The 15,722-nt window shown below is 72.5% G+C and carries 14 protein-coding genes and 1 pseudogene; 6 read left to right on the top strand and 9 right to left on the bottom strand.

What is annotated here, in order from left to right; all coding sequences use genetic code 11:
* Positions 1 to 124: 124 nt before the first annotated feature.
* On the top strand, positions 125 to 655 hold the full coding sequence (locus A6A06_RS42025) for a hypothetical protein (RefSeq protein ID WP_199931130.1): 531 nt from the start codon (positions 125 to 127) through the stop codon (positions 653 to 655).
* Between the two features lie 63 nt (positions 656 to 718).
* Here the strand turns inward: A6A06_RS42025 and A6A06_RS42965 are convergent.
* Positions 719 to 1,337, bottom strand: a pseudogene (locus A6A06_RS42965) (IS5 family transposase); the annotation flags it as partial.
* Positions 1,338 to 1,681: 344 nt separating this feature from the next.
* Between A6A06_RS42965 and A6A06_RS25070 the strand changes: the two are divergent.
* Both A6A06_RS25070 and A6A06_RS25075 read left to right on the top strand, forming a co-directional pair.
* A complete protein-coding gene (locus tag A6A06_RS25070; protein WP_079194318.1) occupies positions 1,682 to 2,590 on the top strand; it encodes a ribosome-inactivating family protein in 909 nt (302 codons plus the stop codon).
* A gap of 476 nt (positions 2,591 to 3,066) precedes the next feature.
* The gene (locus tag A6A06_RS25075; RefSeq protein WP_079194319.1) at positions 3,067 to 3,381 is read left to right on the top strand and encodes a DUF6204 family protein; all 315 of its coding nucleotides are present in this window, start codon (positions 3,067 to 3,069) and stop codon (positions 3,379 to 3,381) included.
* Positions 3,382 to 3,414: 33 nt separating this feature from the next.
* On the opposite strand, the gene A6A06_RS25080 is transcribed toward A6A06_RS25075, so the two are convergent.
* The 4 genes from A6A06_RS25080 to A6A06_RS25095 form a co-directional block, all read right to left on the bottom strand.
* Complete coding sequence (locus A6A06_RS25080; RefSeq protein ID WP_073763583.1) at positions 3,415 to 3,792, bottom strand: glyoxalase superfamily protein; 378 nt, start codon at positions 3,790 to 3,792, stop codon at positions 3,415 to 3,417.
* Positions 3,792 to 4,334 (bottom strand): GNAT family N-acetyltransferase, encoded by a 543-nt coding sequence (locus A6A06_RS25085; protein WP_073763584.1) that lies wholly within the window; start codon positions 4,332 to 4,334, stop codon positions 3,792 to 3,794. The genes A6A06_RS25080 and A6A06_RS25085 overlap by 1 nt, the downstream gene beginning before the upstream one ends.
* Before the next feature lie 196 nt (positions 4,335 to 4,530).
* On the bottom strand, positions 4,531 to 5,295 hold the full coding sequence (locus A6A06_RS25090; RefSeq protein WP_079194320.1) for a 4'-phosphopantetheinyl transferase family protein: 765 nt from the start codon (positions 5,293 to 5,295) through the stop codon (positions 4,531 to 4,533).
* Positions 5,296 to 5,408: 113 nt separating this feature from the next.
* Positions 5,409 to 6,380 (bottom strand): DUF2867 domain-containing protein, encoded by a 972-nt coding sequence (locus A6A06_RS25095; protein ID WP_073763585.1) that lies wholly within the window; start codon positions 6,378 to 6,380, stop codon positions 5,409 to 5,411.
* Positions 6,381 to 6,431: 51 nt separating this feature from the next.
* Here A6A06_RS25095 and A6A06_RS25100 point away from each other — a divergent pair, with 51 nt between their 5' ends.
* The 3 genes from A6A06_RS25100 (at position 6,432) to A6A06_RS25110 (ending at position 8,775) form a co-directional block, all read left to right on the top strand.
* Entirely contained in the window at positions 6,432 to 7,103 is a 672-nt protein-coding gene (locus tag A6A06_RS25100; RefSeq protein WP_079194401.1) for a TetR/AcrR family transcriptional regulator, read from the top strand.
* Between the two features lie 245 nt (positions 7,104 to 7,348).
* A complete protein-coding gene (locus tag A6A06_RS25105; protein ID WP_073763586.1) occupies positions 7,349 to 8,536 on the top strand; it encodes a cytochrome P450 in 1,188 nt (395 codons plus the stop codon).
* Positions 8,537 to 8,580: 44 nt separating this feature from the next.
* Positions 8,581 to 8,775 carry a ferredoxin gene (locus tag A6A06_RS25110; protein ID WP_073763587.1) on the top strand — a complete coding sequence of 65 codons (195 nt, stop codon included), beginning with the start codon at positions 8,581 to 8,583 and terminating at the stop codon, positions 8,773 to 8,775.
* Positions 8,776 to 8,838: 63 nt separating this feature from the next.
* Here A6A06_RS25110 and A6A06_RS25115 read toward each other — a convergent pair whose 3' ends face one another.
* The 4 genes from A6A06_RS25115 to A6A06_RS25130 all read right to left on the bottom strand — a co-directional run bounded on the left by A6A06_RS25115 (position 8,839) and on the right by A6A06_RS25130 (position 15,492).
* The gene (locus A6A06_RS25115) at positions 8,839 to 10,767 is read right to left on the bottom strand and encodes a CocE/NonD family hydrolase (protein WP_073763588.1); all 1,929 of its coding nucleotides are present in this window, start codon (positions 10,765 to 10,767) and stop codon (positions 8,839 to 8,841) included.
* A 342-nt stretch (positions 10,768 to 11,109) separates the two neighbouring features.
* Entirely contained in the window at positions 11,110 to 13,101 is a 1,992-nt protein-coding gene (locus A6A06_RS41090; protein WP_079194321.1) for a prolyl oligopeptidase family serine peptidase, read from the bottom strand.
* A gap of 176 nt (positions 13,102 to 13,277) precedes the next feature.
* Positions 13,278 to 14,666, bottom strand: coding sequence for a M20/M25/M40 family metallo-hydrolase (locus A6A06_RS25125; RefSeq protein WP_073763589.1), 1,389 nt, complete (start codon positions 14,664 to 14,666; stop codon positions 13,278 to 13,280).
* Positions 14,659 to 15,492, bottom strand: coding sequence for a M55 family metallopeptidase (locus A6A06_RS25130; protein ID WP_073764579.1), 834 nt, complete (start codon positions 15,490 to 15,492; stop codon positions 14,659 to 14,661). The genes A6A06_RS25125 and A6A06_RS25130 overlap by 8 nt, the downstream gene beginning before the upstream one ends.
* Positions 15,493 to 15,722 lie beyond the last annotated feature (230 nt).

The following is a 15,722-nucleotide window of genomic DNA, read 5'->3' on the forward strand; positions in this document are numbered from 1 at the left end:
GCCTGTTGAGGCCAGGTATGCGGCCGAATACGGTCAAAATCGTCCTGGGAGAGGCCGGCGGGAGTCAGGGCTGTGGGACCCGGTTTGCACATCGACCAGACGATCATCAACAAGTAGGTAGGGCATGAACGATCTCGACACCTTGGCAGCATTTCCGGCAACAGGAGAACTCGGCCCGGTCCTGAACGACTGGGAGGAAGCCGAGACGGTTCTGGGCACCACGCTCCCACCTGCCTTCAAGGCGTTTCTCAGAGTTTTCGGGGGATCAAAGTTCGATGACTTCCTGCGTGTCTACCGGGCAGGCGCTGAGAACGAGCATGTGAACCTGGTAGCCATGACGCTTGCAGCACGGAAGACGATGGAGGATTCGCGCCCCCACATCCGTGCCCTTCTGGAAGAGCGCGCAGTACAGCCTTCACAGCTGATCCGCTGGGGAGGCACCGACAACGCGGATATGTGCTTCCTGGTACCCCACACCGATCCGGACCGCTGGTCCGTCCTCACCGTCATCGGCCGTGGCAGGGAGTACGACCTCTACGAAGGACCGGTGGAGAGCTACCTGCTGAACGTCCTTCGTGGTGACCTCGTCAGTGACGTCTTCCCCGAGGACTTCCCTGACGAAGACCCGGGCTACGAGCGCAACCCCTGGATCTGAGCCGAGGACAGTAATACCGGTCCTGGTCCGCAGAGCCGCCCCGCCTAGGGCGTTTCCTTCGGATCATCTGGCTGACCAGATGAAGATGGCGGCGAGGTGGAGCCCGGCGAGGTAGATGGTCGAGGTCTTGTCGTAGCGGGTGGCCAGGCCGCACCACTGCTTGAGTCGGTTGATGCACCGCTCGACGACGTTGCGCTGTTTGTATGCCTCGTGATCGAAGGCCGGTGGACGACCGCCGCGGTTGCCGAGTCGTTTGCGGTTGGCGGCCTGGTCGGCGGGTTGCGGGATCACCGTCCGGATCCCGCGGCGCTGTAGGTGACGGCGGATCACCCGGGACGAGTACGCCTTGTCCGCCAGGTCCACGGACGGTGCCGTGCGCGGTCTACCTGCCGGGGCACTCTGATCCGGGCCATGACCTGCTCGAATGCGGGTGCGTCATGGGCCTGTCCGGCCGTGATGACGAACGCGAGTGGCCGGCAGCGGCCGTCGGCGGCGAGATGGGTTTTCGTGGCCAGCCCGCCGCGGGAGCGTCCGAGGGCATGGTCGGCCGACTCGCCGGCCGGGGCCCCTTTTGACGGGCCCCGGCGGCGTGCTGGTGAGCGCGGACGATCGTGGAGTCGACCGCGACGACCCAGCCCAGGTCGCCTTCGGCGTCGGCCTGCGCGAGCAGGGCGGTGAACACCTTTTCCCAGGTTGCCGATCTTCTCCGCTGGATCCTGTCTCTCTTCAGGGCGCCGGAGGCGGGCCGTGCGGCCGGGTGAAGCCGAGGCGGGAGGGGCGTTAGTGCCGACGTTAGATATCCATTAGATCGGCACGGCAGGCTCAGGGATATCCGCTGGGGGACCGGTCCTTCATGCAGCGACCCCCCTTTTCGTCCTCGGTCGTCTCCACAGGCGTCTGCTCGGCACGGATCCGCCGACAGGCCGTCTGCCGAGCCGGGCTCTTACCTGGACCACCAGTCCTCGTGCCGCCGCTGGAGGCACGGCCGCTCGTGCAACGCACCTCCTATCGAAAGACTCAACCGTGATGTCAACTCTGCGCGCCGCGCTCGCGCGCTTGCTGGCAGCTTCGCTCGCCGCTCTGGCCGTGGCTGGCCTGACCGCCCCCACCGCCCACGCTGACACCTCGCGCCCGCGTCACCAGATCGTCTGGAACGTCCACAGCCTCTTGGAAGGGGACATGCAGGATGCCCACAGTCGCTACTGGCGCATGATCGGTGACTTGCGGACCGCCGCCGGCCACAACGTCGGGAACGGCGTCGGCGCCACGGAGCGCCTGCGAGCGGATGGGGCGCGCGCCGTCGAGATCCGCCTCGTGAACGACAACGAGTCCTACGCTTCCCTCTACGTGCAATCCGACAACCTTTACATGATGGGTGTGTGGACACCCAGCCCGCACAGTGGTTCCGTGAGCGGCCTGGTCGGCTTCCGTGACCAGCGTGCCGAGATGCAGGCCATCCTCCAGCGCAACGGCACTCCGGCGCCGGTCACCGACTTCGGCTTCAACTCGAACTACGACTCGCTCGGCAGCAACAGGCGCGCCGAAGTGGGAATGAACGGCTTCACGATCGCGGACGCCGCCCGCGCGCTGCACGGATACAACCCCCACATGACCCACACTCAGCAGGCTGGCTTCCAGGCCCAACTGATCATCCTCATTCAGGCTGTCTCCGAAGCAGCCCGGTTCCAGGACATCGCCATCACGGTGGGCAACAACATCCGTAATTACGCGTCGGGGCAGGGAACACGGCTGTCGCTCAACCAAGTGAACATGGAGAACAACTGGGGCAACATCTCGGGGTGGCTCAGCGCCGCCCTCGATCTTCCGCCGGACACGATCTCCACCACCATTGAGTTCGGCGGTGAGCATTTCAACAACCTGGATGCGTTCAACCGGCGCTTCCATTACACCCTTGCGAAGGGCTCATTCTTCTGATCCTGCCCGGGTGCCCGGCGCGGCATCACCGCGCCGGGCACCCGACCGGACCTCTACCCTGGGGCAGCCGCACCAGGCCGGGCCGGCACGGGCGGCTCAACCCCGTGAGCAGGGTTGGCATACAGGGCGCGATCGAGCAGTGCCACGACGACGGGGACGCCGCGCTGGCCAACTAACCCTGACCAAAACGCCCTAGCGGTGGCAGTCACACCGGGCTCGGCTCGCCGCACTCCCCCGCTGCGGCGAGCCATCTTTCTACTCCTCGGCAGGCGCGGGGTGCCGGACAGCACGCTTGAGCGCTTGTTCCGCCCCGTACCGGTCCTCACCAGCGCAGCCACCACAACCCAGCCACGGTGTCCAGCCAGTTGACGGCAGTCCCGTTCCTGGCGTTTCACCCCGTACGCACGGCCTTCGCGGTCACTGCTGATCCGGCAGTAGATCACCGCTGGGCGCCGCTCACGCCCTGGTAACCCCATCTGGGCGGTGCCCTCGCCTTCCCGCCAGTCGCCCCGGTCGTAGCGGGGCGGCGTCACCACGCCGCCTTCCAGGGCACCGAGCCGCCGCAGCAGCCCCTGTTCACGCAGGGCGCGCTCGCCTACGACGCCGCGCTGCGGTCGTTCACGTACCGGTACGTGATCGTCTCGGACGCGGCGGACGGCGAGGAGATGGCGGCCGCCCTCGCCGAGGAGAAGGCGGAGGCGGCGCTGACTGCGGCGGGGTACGGCTATCGGGAGCTGCGCTCGTCCGCCACCGACATGGACACCATGAAGGTCAACCGCAAGGGCCGCTGACGGACGCCGGGAGGGGCGCACTCCACGGGCCGCTCACCCCACAGGCGGCTCGTTGAACCGCAGCTGGTTGCCGAAGGGGTCGGTGAGGGTCAGCGACAGCCCGATCTCGCCGTCCTCCTCCAGGCCGGGGTTCAGGAACGGGTAGTCCTTGGCCGCCAGTTCGGCGTGGAGTGCGCGCACGCCGCTCAGCTCGGCGTACACCACCGATCCCGGCGTCCCGTCCCCGTGGTGCTCGGACAGGTGCAGGACCAGGCCGCCGCGCGACACCTGCGTGTAGAGCGGCAGGTCCGGCGTGAAGCGGTGCTCCCAGTCGACGGCGCAGCCCAGGTACCCGAGGTAGAACTCGTGCGCCTTGGGCACGTCGAAGACGCGCAGCACCGGGACGGGGTGCCGGAAGGTGATCTCGGACATCAGGCCCTTTCGAACATGTCGCTGGTGATGGCCCAGCGTTCGTGGTCCCGCCAGGCGCCGTCGATGAACAGGAAGTCGGGCGAGTACCCCTCCAGCCGGCAGCCCGCGCGCTTGGCCAGGGCGATCGAGCGTTCGTTGCCGGGCTGGATGTTGATCTCCAGGCGGTGCAGCCCCAGCTCGCCGAAGGCGTACCCCATGGCGAGCCGCAGCCCCTCGCTCATGAGTCCCCGCCCGGCGGCGTGCGCGAAGGCACCGTAGCCCACCGCGCCGCAGCGGAACGCGGCGTGCACGATGTTGTTGATGGTCAGGAAGCCGGCGATCCGGCCGGTCTCCAGCTCACAGATCAGGAGCCCTTCGCGCGACGGCTCCTGCAGCTTGGCGAAGTAGCCGTCGTAGGCCGTGCCGGTGGTCGGCGGCGAGAGCCACGGCCGCTGCGTCCGCACGCTCTCCCGTGCCCGCGCGGTGAACTCCGCGCGGTCCCCCGCCGCGAAGTGCCGGATGCCGACCCGCGGACCGGTGGCGAGATAATGATCGTCAGCCATGGTCCGATCGTACGAAGCGGCGGACCGGGGTGCCAGGCAATTCTGTCGTACGAGCGAGCGGGGGCACCGCGTACCGCCGCCGCCATCCGGGCCCTCCGGGCCCTCCGGTCCCCGTACCGCGCCGTCCGCCGCCCCGCCCGCACAGAGCCGGCCCGTGCGGGAGAGGCGGCAGCGGTACGGCGTCAGCCGGTGCCGGTCACGCCGTGGCGGCCGCCGCGCGGATCGCGCAGGCCGCCGCGTACCCCTCCGGCACCGTCACGTCCGCCATCTCCCACCCCGGCACCTCGACCGGCTCCGGCCCGGCGCCGACCAGCGTGGTGGTCATCAGATCGCCCGCCAGTCCGCTGCCCGTGCCCTTCAGGTACGCCTCCTTGCGGGTCCAGCAGCGGGCGAAGGCGGCCGGCCGGCCGGCTTCCGGCAGGGCGTCGAGCGTGGCGCGCTCCCGCGGGTGCAGCATGCCCGACACCTCGGCCACGGTCCGCGGCGAGGCCGGCTTCTCGATGTCCACGCCGACGGGCGTCCGCGCGAAGCCGATCAGCGCCATGTCACCGGTGTGGGAGAGCGAGAAGTGCAGGGGCGGCGTCCCGGCGCCGGCCAGCGCGGGCCGGCCGTGCGGCTTGTCGCAGCAGGGGCAGGGTTCGCGGACGAACCGGATCTCCGCCGGGTCCCGGTCCAGGTACGCGCCGAGCAGGTGGCGCAGTGCGCCGTGCGAGGTGGCGTAGGTGTCGCGGTCGACGGGCCGGACGAACGCCGCGGTCCGCTTGCGCTCGGCCGCGTCCAGCACCGCCGTGTCGTTCAGCCCGGCGTCGGGCACCGTGCGGACCAGCCACAACGACACCTCCCCCGCGCCGTCGGCCGGCAGCGGGTCCGGCAGCGCGGACGCGTCGTACACCGCGGGTATCAGGGCGGGCCGCACAGCGCCGCTCCGCTCGCTCGGGGCCCAGGTATCGCCCGTGGTCATCGGTCGCACTCCCTCGTCGTCTTCCTGCGCGTCCGCCCGGAGTCATCCGGTCCGTTCGGTCCTGCGCGGCGCGTGCGGGCGGTCCGGCGCGGTGGTGCGGGCGCCGGAAGCCGTTACGGCCGTGTCCGGTGACCGTACCCGGCTCGCGGGGCGCGCGCCGCCAACTCGCGCTCCCCCGCACTCGGTGCGGCCAGCGCCAGCCGACGGTGCGTACGGCGGAGCATCCCCCGGGCGAGCACCGGGTGAACACGCCGGACGACCGCGAAATAGAGCCGTCCGCCGAGGTGGTGGGTCCGTACGACCGTGCTGAGCGTCACCCGGCCGTCGTGGCCGGCGGTCCCCCCGCCCGGCCCCGCGGCCGGGCTCTCGACCAGGATCGACGCCCGGAAGTCCAGGTGCCGGGCGTCCCGGCCGAGCAGGATCTCTCCGCCGGCCGCGGTTTCGGCGCGGTCCAGCTCGGGGAACGCGCCGCGCAGTACGCCCTTCCAGGTCTCCGGGTCGCGCGGCATGCCGGGCGGCAGCGGCAGCTGCCAGGCGTCCTGGAAGTCCGTACGCGCGAAGGCGGTACGGGCCAGCCGGGCGCCGGGCGGGATGCCGACGGCGGTGGGGCGCGCCCACAGGAGCCGGTGGAGCAGCCGTACCCACCGTGAACGGCGGACCGGGGCGCGGACCGTGCCGGTGGCCGCGCGTTCGACGTTGTCGAAGGCCTCCTCCACGACGGTGGCGTGCATCCACCGGATCGCGAGCGCCCACGTCACCCGCCCGGCGCCCCGGAACCGGTCCTCCAGGACGTGGGTCACCCGGCAGCTGCCGGCGTCGAGCGGGGTCACCTCGAAGGCGTGGTGTCCGCCCGAGGGGAAGTCGAAGCGGACGCGGCGGCCCGGCTCGTAGGCCGTGACGCGGTAGCGGACGAAGCTGTGGCCGCCGGTGGCGCCGACGCCCAGCGGGCGGTCGAAGCGCATGGCGGGCCAGACGGGCACCGGGAAGAACGGGTCGTCGTCACCGGACAGCCGGTCGAGCAGGGCTCCGACCGTCTCGGCGGACGCCTGGACGGTACGTGCGTGGACATCGCGGACCGTGCGCATCGGACTCCTCCATACGGTTGCGTATGTTTGACCGTACGGTAGCGTATGGACATGGCGCAACGGCGAACGGACGACTCCCCCGACACCCCCTCGGACGGGCTCGCGGCCCCACCCCCCGAAAGCCCTCCGGGCAGCGCGGGCCGCGGCGGGAAGCGCGACGGCGCCCGCCGCCGCCTGACCGCCGGGGACTGGGCCGCCGCCGCCCTCGCGGCCATCGGCGAAGGCGGCCTGGCGGCAGTGGCCGTGGAACCGATCGCCGCCCGTCTCGGCACCACGAAGGGCAGCTTCTACTGGCACTTCGCCAACCGGGACGCGCTGGTCGACGCCGCGCTGGAACGCTGGGAGCAGCTGCACACCGAAGCCGTGATCACCACGGTCGAGGCGGAGCCCGACCCGGAGCGGCGGCTGCGCGGCCTGTTCGCCCACGCGACCGCCGCGTCGGCCGCCGACCCGCTGGAGGTCTCCCTGCTGGCGACGGCGGCGGAGCCGCGCGTCGCGGCGGTCCTGCGGCGGGTGACGGACCGCCGGGTCGGCTATGTCGCCGGGCTGTTCACCGCGCTGGGCTTCCCGGAGGCCGAAGCGCGCCGCCGCGGCCTGCTCGCGTACACGGCGTATCTCGGCCACACCCAGCTGGGGCACGCCGTCCCCGGGAGCCTGCCCGGCGGGGCGGACCGCGACCGGTACCTGGACTCGATGATCGACACCCTGCTCTGCCGGGAATGACCAGGCGGGCGGCGTGTGGCCGAGACCGCGCGGCGGGCGGCCGAGGCCGGGCGGCTCCACCGGGAGCGGTCGGCGTGCGCACCGCACCGCCCTGGGGCCCGGACCGCCGCGGCACACCGCGCGGCGGCCGGAATTGGCCGGTCTGCGTATAGACGTATCGGTGCGCAGGGCATGGAGTGAAGGGTGATCCAATCCTCCGGAGCCCACCGCCCCACCGTCCACGCCGCCCCTCTCCAGGAGTTCCCATGACGGAGGCTCTGCCCTTCCCCCAGGACCGCACCTGCCCCTACCATCCGCCCGCCGCCTACCGGCGTTTACGCGACGGGGGCCCGCTGTCGCGCACGACGCTCTACGACGGCCGCCTCGCCTGGCTGGTGACCGGCCACGCCGAGGCGCGGGCCCTGCTCACCGACCCGCGCCTGTCCGCCGACCGGCAGAACCCGGGGTACCCCGCCTTCAGTCCGGGCTTCGAGATGCTGCGCCAGGTGCGGACCCCGCTGCTGGGGGTCGACGACCCCGAACACAACGTGCAGCGCCGGATGCTGATTTCGAGCTTCACCCTCAAGCGCGCCACCGCCATGCGCCCCCGCATCCAGGAGATCGTCGACCAGCTGCTGGACGCCGTGGAGGAGCAGGGCCCGACGGCGGAGCTGGTGTCCGCCTTCACGCTGCCCGTGCCGTCCATGGTGATCTGCTCCCTCCTCGGCGTCCCGTACGACGACCACAAGCTCTTCGAGGGCCTGTCCTGCACCCTCCTGCAGAGCAGCGACCCGCAGGAGGTCGCCGCCTCCCAGGCCCGGCTGACGGAGTACTTCACGGACCTGGTGACCCGCAAGCAGGAGGAGCCGGGCGACGGCCTGCTGGACGAACTGATCGCCGAGCGGCTGGTCACCGGCGAGATGAGTCACGTCGAACTGGTGCACATGGCCATGCTCCTGCTGGTGGCAGGCCACGAGACCACCTCCAACATGCTCTCCCTGGGCATCTTCACGCTGCTGGAACACCCGGAGCAGTACGCCGCGCTGCGCGCCGACGCGTCGCTGGTCCCGGACGCGGTGGAGGAACTGATGCGGTTCCTGGCCATCGCCGACGGACTCGCGCGGGTGGCGACCGAGGACATCGAGATCGCGGGCGAGACGATCCGGGCGGACGACGGCGTCGTCTTCCTGACCTCGTACGTCAACCGGGACGGCGCGGCCTACACCTCGCCGGAGACCCTGGACTGGGAGCGCTCCGCCCGTCAGCACATCTCCTTCGGCTTCGGCGTCCACCAGTGCCTGGGCGCGAACCTGGCCCGCGCGACGATGGAGATCGCCTTCGCGACGCTCTTCGCCCGGTTCCCCGGCCTGCGGCTGGCGGTGCCCGCCGCCGAGGTTCCCGCCAAGCCCGGCTACACGCTGCAGGGCCTGATCGAACTGCCCGTCACCTGGTGAGCGGGCAACCGGCCGGGCCCTCCGACGAACGGGAGAGTCCCGCCATGAGGATCGACATCGACACGTCCGTGTGCATCGGCTCCGGTCAGTGCGCGCTGACCGCGCCGGAGGTGTTCACCCAGGACGACGACGGGTTCAGCGCCCTGCTGCCGGGCCGCGAGGACGGCGCGGGCGACCCGCTGGCACGGGAGGCGGCCCGCGCCTGCCCGGTCCGGGCCATCACGGTCACCGAGCTGTGAACGGCCGGGCCCGGACGGCGTTCGTCCGGGCCCGGCGGCGCTCCGGTTCCGCCGGGCCCGGAGTCACCGGGCCCCCGTCATCGGCTGATCGTCCAGCTCCACCTCGTCCAGCGCGTCCGGCACCTCCGCGACCACCGGCAGTTCGAGCGTGCCGGTCCGCCCGCGGGAGCTGTGTACGGTCACCGGCTTGATCCCGCGGTTGCCGAAGTAGGCGGTGTCGCTGGCGGCCACCACGAACCGCAGCCGGTGCCCCCGCTCGAAGCGGTGCACGATCGCGGGCAGGTCGACGGTGAACTCCCTGGTCACATCGGGTACCCGGACCGGCGCCACCAGACGGTGGACGAGGGTCTTGCCGCCGTTCGGCGCGATGTCGTAGAGCTTGGCGAACAGGACCAGCCGGTCGGCCGCGTCACCGGAGCGCTGCACCCGCTCGGCCGCGGGGGAATGGACCCGGAGGGTGGCCCGGGGCGCGCCGACCACGTCCACGGGCTGTCCCCGTACCGGGTCGGACGTCCAGTCCAGGTAGGTGCCCCGGGTGTCGTACGGCTTGGGGTTCGGCAGCTTCAGCAGTTCGGCCAGCGAACTCTCCGAATGGCTGGACGCGACCCGCCAGTTGCGGTAGCTGCGGCTGCCGGTGACCACGTCGGCGGGGCTGTCCACGAGGCGGCCGTCACCGGACAGGTACAGCCGCCGCGGGATGCCGTGGGGGAAGACCTCCGAGGTGCCGTACACCGGCCCGCTGCGCACCCAGTCCCGGTAGTACGCGAAGGCCGGTCCGGTGTCGGTGTCCCACGCGTGGCGCAGGTAGCGGCCGAACCACGCGAGGACGCGCCGTCCGACGTAGCTGCTCTCGAAGTTCCCCTTGGCGAGGTCGAGTTCACCGGCGGCCGGGTCGGTCATGCCGCCGCTGTGGCCCCAGGACTGCCAGATCATCGCGGTGTCGGTGCCCTGCGCCCGCAGGGTCCGGTACGTCGCGGCGGCCTCGTTGAGGTTGAAGAGGGTGTCAGCCTGCCCCTGGACGAGCAGGGTCGGCGTGCGGACCGTGGCGAGGTAGGCGGCCGGGGAGACGCTGCGCGCGTAGCCGAGCACGGCGTCCGTGCGGGCGGCCGGGTAGCGGCCGGAGTTCAGCAGCTTCTTGGTCTCGCATGCCTGCGCGACGAAGTGCACGCAGCCGGCGCCGCCGGCCCGCGAGGCGTCCAGGCGCGGGTGGAGCAGCCCCTGGGCCTCCCCGATGAGGTAGAAGCCGTTGGTCCACTGGTACTTGTACGCGCCGGGCCCGGCTCCCGGCACGCCGGAGGTGCGGTCGGCGTTGTCGGGAGCCATGGAGTACCCGAGGTCGTGCCAGGTGATGAGCGGGACCAGGGCGTCCAGCCGCTCGTCGACGGAAGCGGTGGCCAGCTGGATCGCGCCCCCGTACGAGCCGCCGAACATGCCCACTCGCGGGTCCCGGGGGCCGTCCCGGGTGACGAAGTCGACGCGCGTCCCGTCGCGCGCCGCCCGCGTCCCGGCGAGGAAGTCGAGGAGCCCGCTCGCCGCCCGCCCGTCGACGCGCGGGTCGTCGAGGGAGATCGGGCAGCCGGTACGGCCGAAGCCGAGGCCGGAGTAGGCCAGGGCGACATAGCCGCGGGAGGCGAAGGCGCGGGCGATGGCGTCGGTGGAGCCGTCCGACTTGCTGCCGCCGAAGCCGTTGGTGGTCAGCACGGCGGGCGCCGGATGGGCGGCGTCCACACCCGTGGGGCGGTAGAGGTCGGCGTCCAGGGTGCAGTCGCGGCCGCCGGCCCGTACCGGGAGTTTCAGCGCGGTGACGGAGTAGCCGGGGTGCCGGGGCCCCGCCGCCCCGGCCGTCCCGGCGGCGGTCACCGGCCCGATGAGCGCGGCGCACGCCGCGAGGCACACCGAGGCGGAGACCGGCAGTCGGACGTGCCGCCCGCGCGGGGCGCGCCGGACGGACCGGCTCACGGCACCGGGCAGGGCTCTGGACACGCTGGGCACGCAGACCTCCACAAAGGCACGCCGCACCAAGCGGTCGGTGACGGCCGGCTCATGTCGTGACACGGGTAACAGAGGTGTCAACGCTCGCACCGGGGATTGTCTCCCGGCCACGCCAGGTCCATCCGAAAGGCTCCGCCCGCACCACCCGATGGGCTGCACGAACACCCGGAACCGCCCCCGGCGGACCACCCGTACGAGACCCGCGCCGGTACGGCGGCCGCGAGGGCGGGGTCGCTCGTCCGGGTGGCCGCGGCCCTCAGGGGCGCTCGCGCGGTGCCGTCGCCCCGGCCGGGTCCGGGCTTCCGGGGCGGGCCGCCGTCCGCCGGAGGGGGCGCCCCGCCGTCACTTCGTCAGTTCCAGCACGGGAACGTCCGTACGGTCGATACCAAAAACCTGTACGTACAGCGACAGTTCCGCCTCCACCGCGCGGACGATCGTGTCCGCCCGGCGGAAGCCGTGGCCCTCGCCCTCGAAAGCCAGATAGGCATGGGCGGTGCCGTGCCGGCCGGCCTCCCTGAGGAAGGGTTCGCACTGGCCGGGCGGGCAGACGGCGTCGTCGAGGCCCTGGAGGAGCAGGAAGGGGACGGTGATCCGGTCCGCGTGCCGCAGCGGGGAACGGTCGCGGTAGCGGTCGGGCACCTCGGCGTACGGGCCGATCAGGCTCACCAGGTACTGCGACTCGAAGTCGTGGGTGCCGTCCTCGGCCCAGCCCACCAGGTCGAGGACCGGGTAACTGATCGAGGCGCAGGCGTACAGGTCGGTCGTCACGAGGGAAGCCGCGGCGGTCCAGCCGCCCGCGCTGCCGCCGCGGACCGCCAGGCGGTGCCGGTCGGCGGTGCCCTCGTCGGCCAGTGCCTCGGCGACGGCGGCGCAGTCCTCGACGTCCACCACGCCCCACTGCTCCCGCAGCCGCTCGCGGTAGGCCCGTCCGTAGCCCGTGGAGCCGCCGTAGTTGACCTCGGCGACGCCGATGCCGCGGGAGGTGAAGTAGGCGATCTCCAGGTCCAGCACGAGCGGGGTGCGGCCGGTGGGGCCGCCGTGCGCCCACACCACGTACGGCGGCAGTTCGCCGTCGGGGGCACGGTGGCCGGGGCTGTGCGGCGGGTAGATGTGGGCGTGGATGTCGCGGCCGTCGGGGCCGGTGAACGTGCGGATCTGCGGCTCGGGGTAGTACACCGGGTCCACCGCGTCGGCGTGCCGGGCCGCGATCACCCGGGCCCGGCCCGTACAGGTGTCCAGTTCCACGATCTCGAACGCGCTGCGCGGGCTGGCGGCGACGCCGACCACCCGGCTGCCGTGCACGGCCAGCGTCGACGCCCACTCCGTCCACGGCCCGGCCGCGTCCACCAGCTCGCCGCTGACCGGGTCGAGGATGCCGAGCGACATGGCGCCGCGGCCGTGCACCACCGCGATCGTGCCGCCGTCCAGCGGCAGGAACCAGCGCGCTCCGAGCTGCCACAGCGGGCCGCCGAACTCCTCCTGCCGGGGTCGGCACAGGCGTCTGCCCGGCTCCCCGGGCGTGTCCGGGTCGGCGCGGCGCAGCTCCCACCAGCCGTCGGCGTCGGAGACGTACAGCAGCGTGCCGTCCGCGTCCCACTCGATCTGCGGTACGGACTCGTCGGTGCCGCCGGCGAACGTCCGTACGCCGGTGAACCCGCCGTCGTCGGTGATGTCGGCGAGCCGCACCTCGGTGCCGTCCCACGGCATCCGCGGGTGGTCCCAGGCGATCCACGCGGCCCGCCGTCCGTCCGGCGAGATCCGCGGGCCCGTGACGAAGCGGTGCCGGTCGTCGGTCAGTTCCCGTACGGCGGCGCGGTCCCCGGCCGCCGAGCCGTCCAGCGGCACCGCGGCGATCACCCGGCGGACGTCGGTCGGGCCGGGGCCGGTGAACTCCTCCAGGACGCACCACACCTCACCGCGGTCCAGGCGCAGGACGGGGTCGGCCCAGCGCAGCCCGCCGCCGACGGACGAGACCGGGGACAGCGGGCGGGGCCCGGCGTCGCCGTCCGGTGCGTACGCGTACAGCCGCTGGTCGGCGAAGTCGCAGAACACCATGACCGTGCGGCCGTCCGCGTCCACCGCTCCGGCCCAGGGGCGGCCGCCGTACTCCATGAGCCGGCTGCGGACGTTCCAGGGCGCGGGCAGCACGGACTGTTCCGTGCCGTCGGGCCGTCGGCGGAGCAGCGCGCGCCGGCCGCCCTCCGCGGGGCGGGCCTCGGTCCACCACACCTCGTCCCCCACCACGCCGACGTACTCGGGCCGGCCGTCGTGCTCGGCGACCAGCCGGGCGTCGATCGGGGACGGCCAGGCTCCGTAGGGGGCCGTGGTCACCATGGTGGCGTTCCTCCTCAGGCGTTGGAGCCGCCAAGCCTGTCGTACGCCGGGCCGGGCATCAACCCGTCCGGTTGCGCACCGTGCTCCCGTCGTGGCCGAGAACGACCGGTCCGGGCGGGAAGCGGCAGGCGGGTGCCGCCGCCCGGCGGGCGGGGCCCGGCGGCTCCAACGTTCCTTCAGTGGCTCGTTCCCGACGGCGGCCGCCCGGTCGCCGCGGTCAGGAAGTGGTCCAGAACCCGCACGCCGAAGTGCAGCGCCTCCACCGGTACACGCTCGTCGACCCCGTGGAACAGCGCCTGGTAGTCGAAGCCTTCGGGCAGCTTGAGCGGCGAGAACCCGTATCCGGCGATGCCCAGCCGGGAGAACTGCTTGGCGTCCGTACCGCCCGACATGCAGTACGGGACGACGTGCCCGGCCGGGTCGAAACGCTCGACGGCGGCCCGCATCGCGGCGTACGTGGGGGAGGCGACCGGCGCCTGGAGGGCCACCTCGCCGTGGTCGTACGCCCAGGACACCTCGGGCCCGGTCAGCCGGTCCATGGTGGTGCGGAACTCCGCCTCGCCGCCGGGCACCACCCGCCCGTCCACGTACGCGACGGCGTTGCCCGGGATGACGTTGACCTTGTAGCCGGCCTCCAGCATCGTCGGGTTGGCGCTGTTGCGGACCGTCGGCTCGACCAGCGCGGCCGACGGGCCCAGCTTGCTGAGCAGCCTGTCCACGTCGAAGTCGGGGGCGTCCAGACCGGCCTCGATGCCGTGCAGGGCGGCCAGTTCGGCGAGTGCCGCGCGCACGGTGTCGGTCAGCCGGACGGGCCAGCGGTGCTCGCCGATGCGGGCCACGGCCGCCGCGAGCCGGCTGACCGCGTTGGCGCGGTTGACCTTGGAGCCGTGCCCGGCCTTGCCCTCGGCGGTCAGTTTCAGCCAGGCCGTGCCGCGCTCCCCCGCCGCCACCGGGTACAGCCGCATCCCGCCGCCCGCGTGGAAGGTGAAGGCGCCGGACTCGCTGATGCCCTCCGTACAGCCCTCGAAGAGGCCGGGGTGGTGGTCGGCCAGGAAGCCCGAGCCGTCGATGGCGCTGGCCTCCTCGTCGGCGGTGAAGGCCAGCACCAGGTCCCGCGCCGGCCGGACGCCGGTACGCGCCCACTGCCGGACGACCGCCAGCACCATCGCGTCCATGTTCTTCATGTCCACGGCGCCCCGGCCCCACACGACGCCGTCCTCGACCTCGCCGGAGAACGGGTGCCTGCTCCAGTCGGCGGGCTCGGCGGGCACCACGTCCAGGTGCCCGTGCACGAGCAGCGCCGCGGCGCCGGGGTCCGCGCCCTCGACGCGCGCGACCACGTTCGTACGGCCCGAACTGCGCTCCAGCAGCACCGGTTCCAGACCGGCTTCGGCGAGCCGCTCGGCGACGTACTCGGCGGCCGGACGCTCCCGGCAGTCGCCGCCGCCGCGGTTGGTGGTGTCGATACGGATCAGCTCGGACGTGAACCGGACGACCTCGTCGAGAGCCTGTCCGTCCACCGCGTCGCCGGCGCGGTCCGCCGTGTCGTCGGCGCTGTCAGCCATATTGCTCCTCCACCGCCGACGACACGACGGTGGTGACCGTCTTGAAGCAGCGGATCGCTTCGTACATGTTCTCGCTGGTGTACTCGACGCGCCGCTCGCCGGTGCGCTCGACTCCGGGGACGCAGGCTGCCTGGCCCACCAGGTGCTCGGCGTCGAACTCCATCCCGACGGTGAACGGGCCGCCGCGCACCGGCTCGGTGCGCACCGCGAGGGGCGCCGCCTCGCGGGCGGCGGCTCTGATGTCGGCCGCCGTACGGGCCGGTGGCCGGCACACGGCGGCGTACCGCGAGACGTAGTCCTTGACGGCCACGGCCCGCGCCCCGGGCGCGTACCCGACGGCGTCCTCGCAGGTCCGGTCGTCGCCGGTCACCAGCACCACGGGCACACCGTATTCGGCCACCACCAGGGAGTTGAGGTACCCCTCGCTGGCCCGCGCGCCGTTCACCCACACGCCCGTCAGGGAGTTGGCGAGGTAGGTGTGGGCCAGCACGCCTTCCGTGCCGGCGCCCGCGTGATAGCCGACGAAGGCGACGCCGTCGACGTCGCCGTACTGGACGCCCTCGACCATGCTCAGCGCCTTGTGCTTGCCGGTGAGCAGCTGCGCGCGCTCGTCGAGCTGCTCCAGCAGCAGGTTGCGCATGGACCAGTGGGCCTCGTTGACCAGGACCTCGTCGGCGCCGCCGTCGAAGAACCCGGCGACGGCCGCGTTGACGTCGCCGGTGAACACCGGCCGGAAGCGCTGCCACTGGGCGTGGCCCGGCAGCACGTCGTCCGGCCACGTCACTCCGGTGACGCCCTCCATGTCCGCGGAAATGAGGATCTTCACCATGCACCCGTCCCGTCACAGTTAGGAGGCGGACCGCTCCGGCACCGGCCCGGCGGGCCGCGCTGTCGCGCGCTCCTCCGGGCAGGCTTCCCACCATAACCAGGACCGGCCGTCACACTCCCGACCTCGGCACAAGTGCGTCCGTACGGCTGGACCGCGGCGCCGGGCCGGGTGGTGGCACGGCTGCCGAACGGGTGCCGGGTCACACCCCCGTGCCGACCCGGCACCCG

It is taken from the genome of Streptomyces sp. CB02923 (assembly GCF_001905005.1).
GTDB lineage: Bacteria > Actinomycetota > Actinomycetes > Streptomycetales > Streptomycetaceae > Streptomyces.

What these genes read in the sequence shown, in the direction of transcription:
- A6A06_RS25085 (WP_073763584.1), bottom strand. Translation starts at nt 4,334, where the DNA reads ATGGCTGACGATCATTATCTCGCCACCGGTCCGCGGGTCGGCATCCGG.
- A6A06_RS25090 (WP_079194320.1), bottom strand. Translation starts at nt 5,295, where the DNA reads ATGACCACGGGCGATACCTGGGCCCCGAGCGAGCGGAGCGGCGCTGTG.
- A6A06_RS42025 (WP_199931130.1), top strand. Translation starts at nt 125, where the DNA reads ATGAACGATCTCGACACCTTGGCAGCATTTCCGGCAACAGGAGAACTC.
- A6A06_RS41090 (WP_079194321.1), bottom strand. Translation starts at nt 13,101, where the DNA reads ATGGTGACCACGGCCCCCTACGGAGCCTGGCCGTCCCCGATCGACGCC.
- A6A06_RS25095 (WP_073763585.1), bottom strand. Translation starts at nt 6,380, where the DNA reads ATGCGCACGGTCCGCGATGTCCACGCACGTACCGTCCAGGCGTCCGCC.
- A6A06_RS25110 (WP_073763587.1), top strand. Translation starts at nt 8,581, where the DNA reads ATGAGGATCGACATCGACACGTCCGTGTGCATCGGCTCCGGTCAGTGC.
- A6A06_RS25070 (WP_079194318.1), top strand. Translation starts at nt 1,682, where the DNA reads ATGTCAACTCTGCGCGCCGCGCTCGCGCGCTTGCTGGCAGCTTCGCTC.
- A6A06_RS25080 (WP_073763583.1), bottom strand. Translation starts at nt 3,792, where the DNA reads ATGTCCGAGATCACCTTCCGGCACCCCGTCCCGGTGCTGCGCGTCTTC.
- A6A06_RS25125 (WP_073763589.1), bottom strand. Translation starts at nt 14,666, where the DNA reads ATGGCTGACAGCGCCGACGACACGGCGGACCGCGCCGGCGACGCGGTG.
- A6A06_RS25100 (WP_079194401.1), top strand. Translation starts at nt 6,432, where the DNA reads ATGGCGCAACGGCGAACGGACGACTCCCCCGACACCCCCTCGGACGGG.
- A6A06_RS25105 (WP_073763586.1), top strand. Translation starts at nt 7,349, where the DNA reads ATGACGGAGGCTCTGCCCTTCCCCCAGGACCGCACCTGCCCCTACCAT.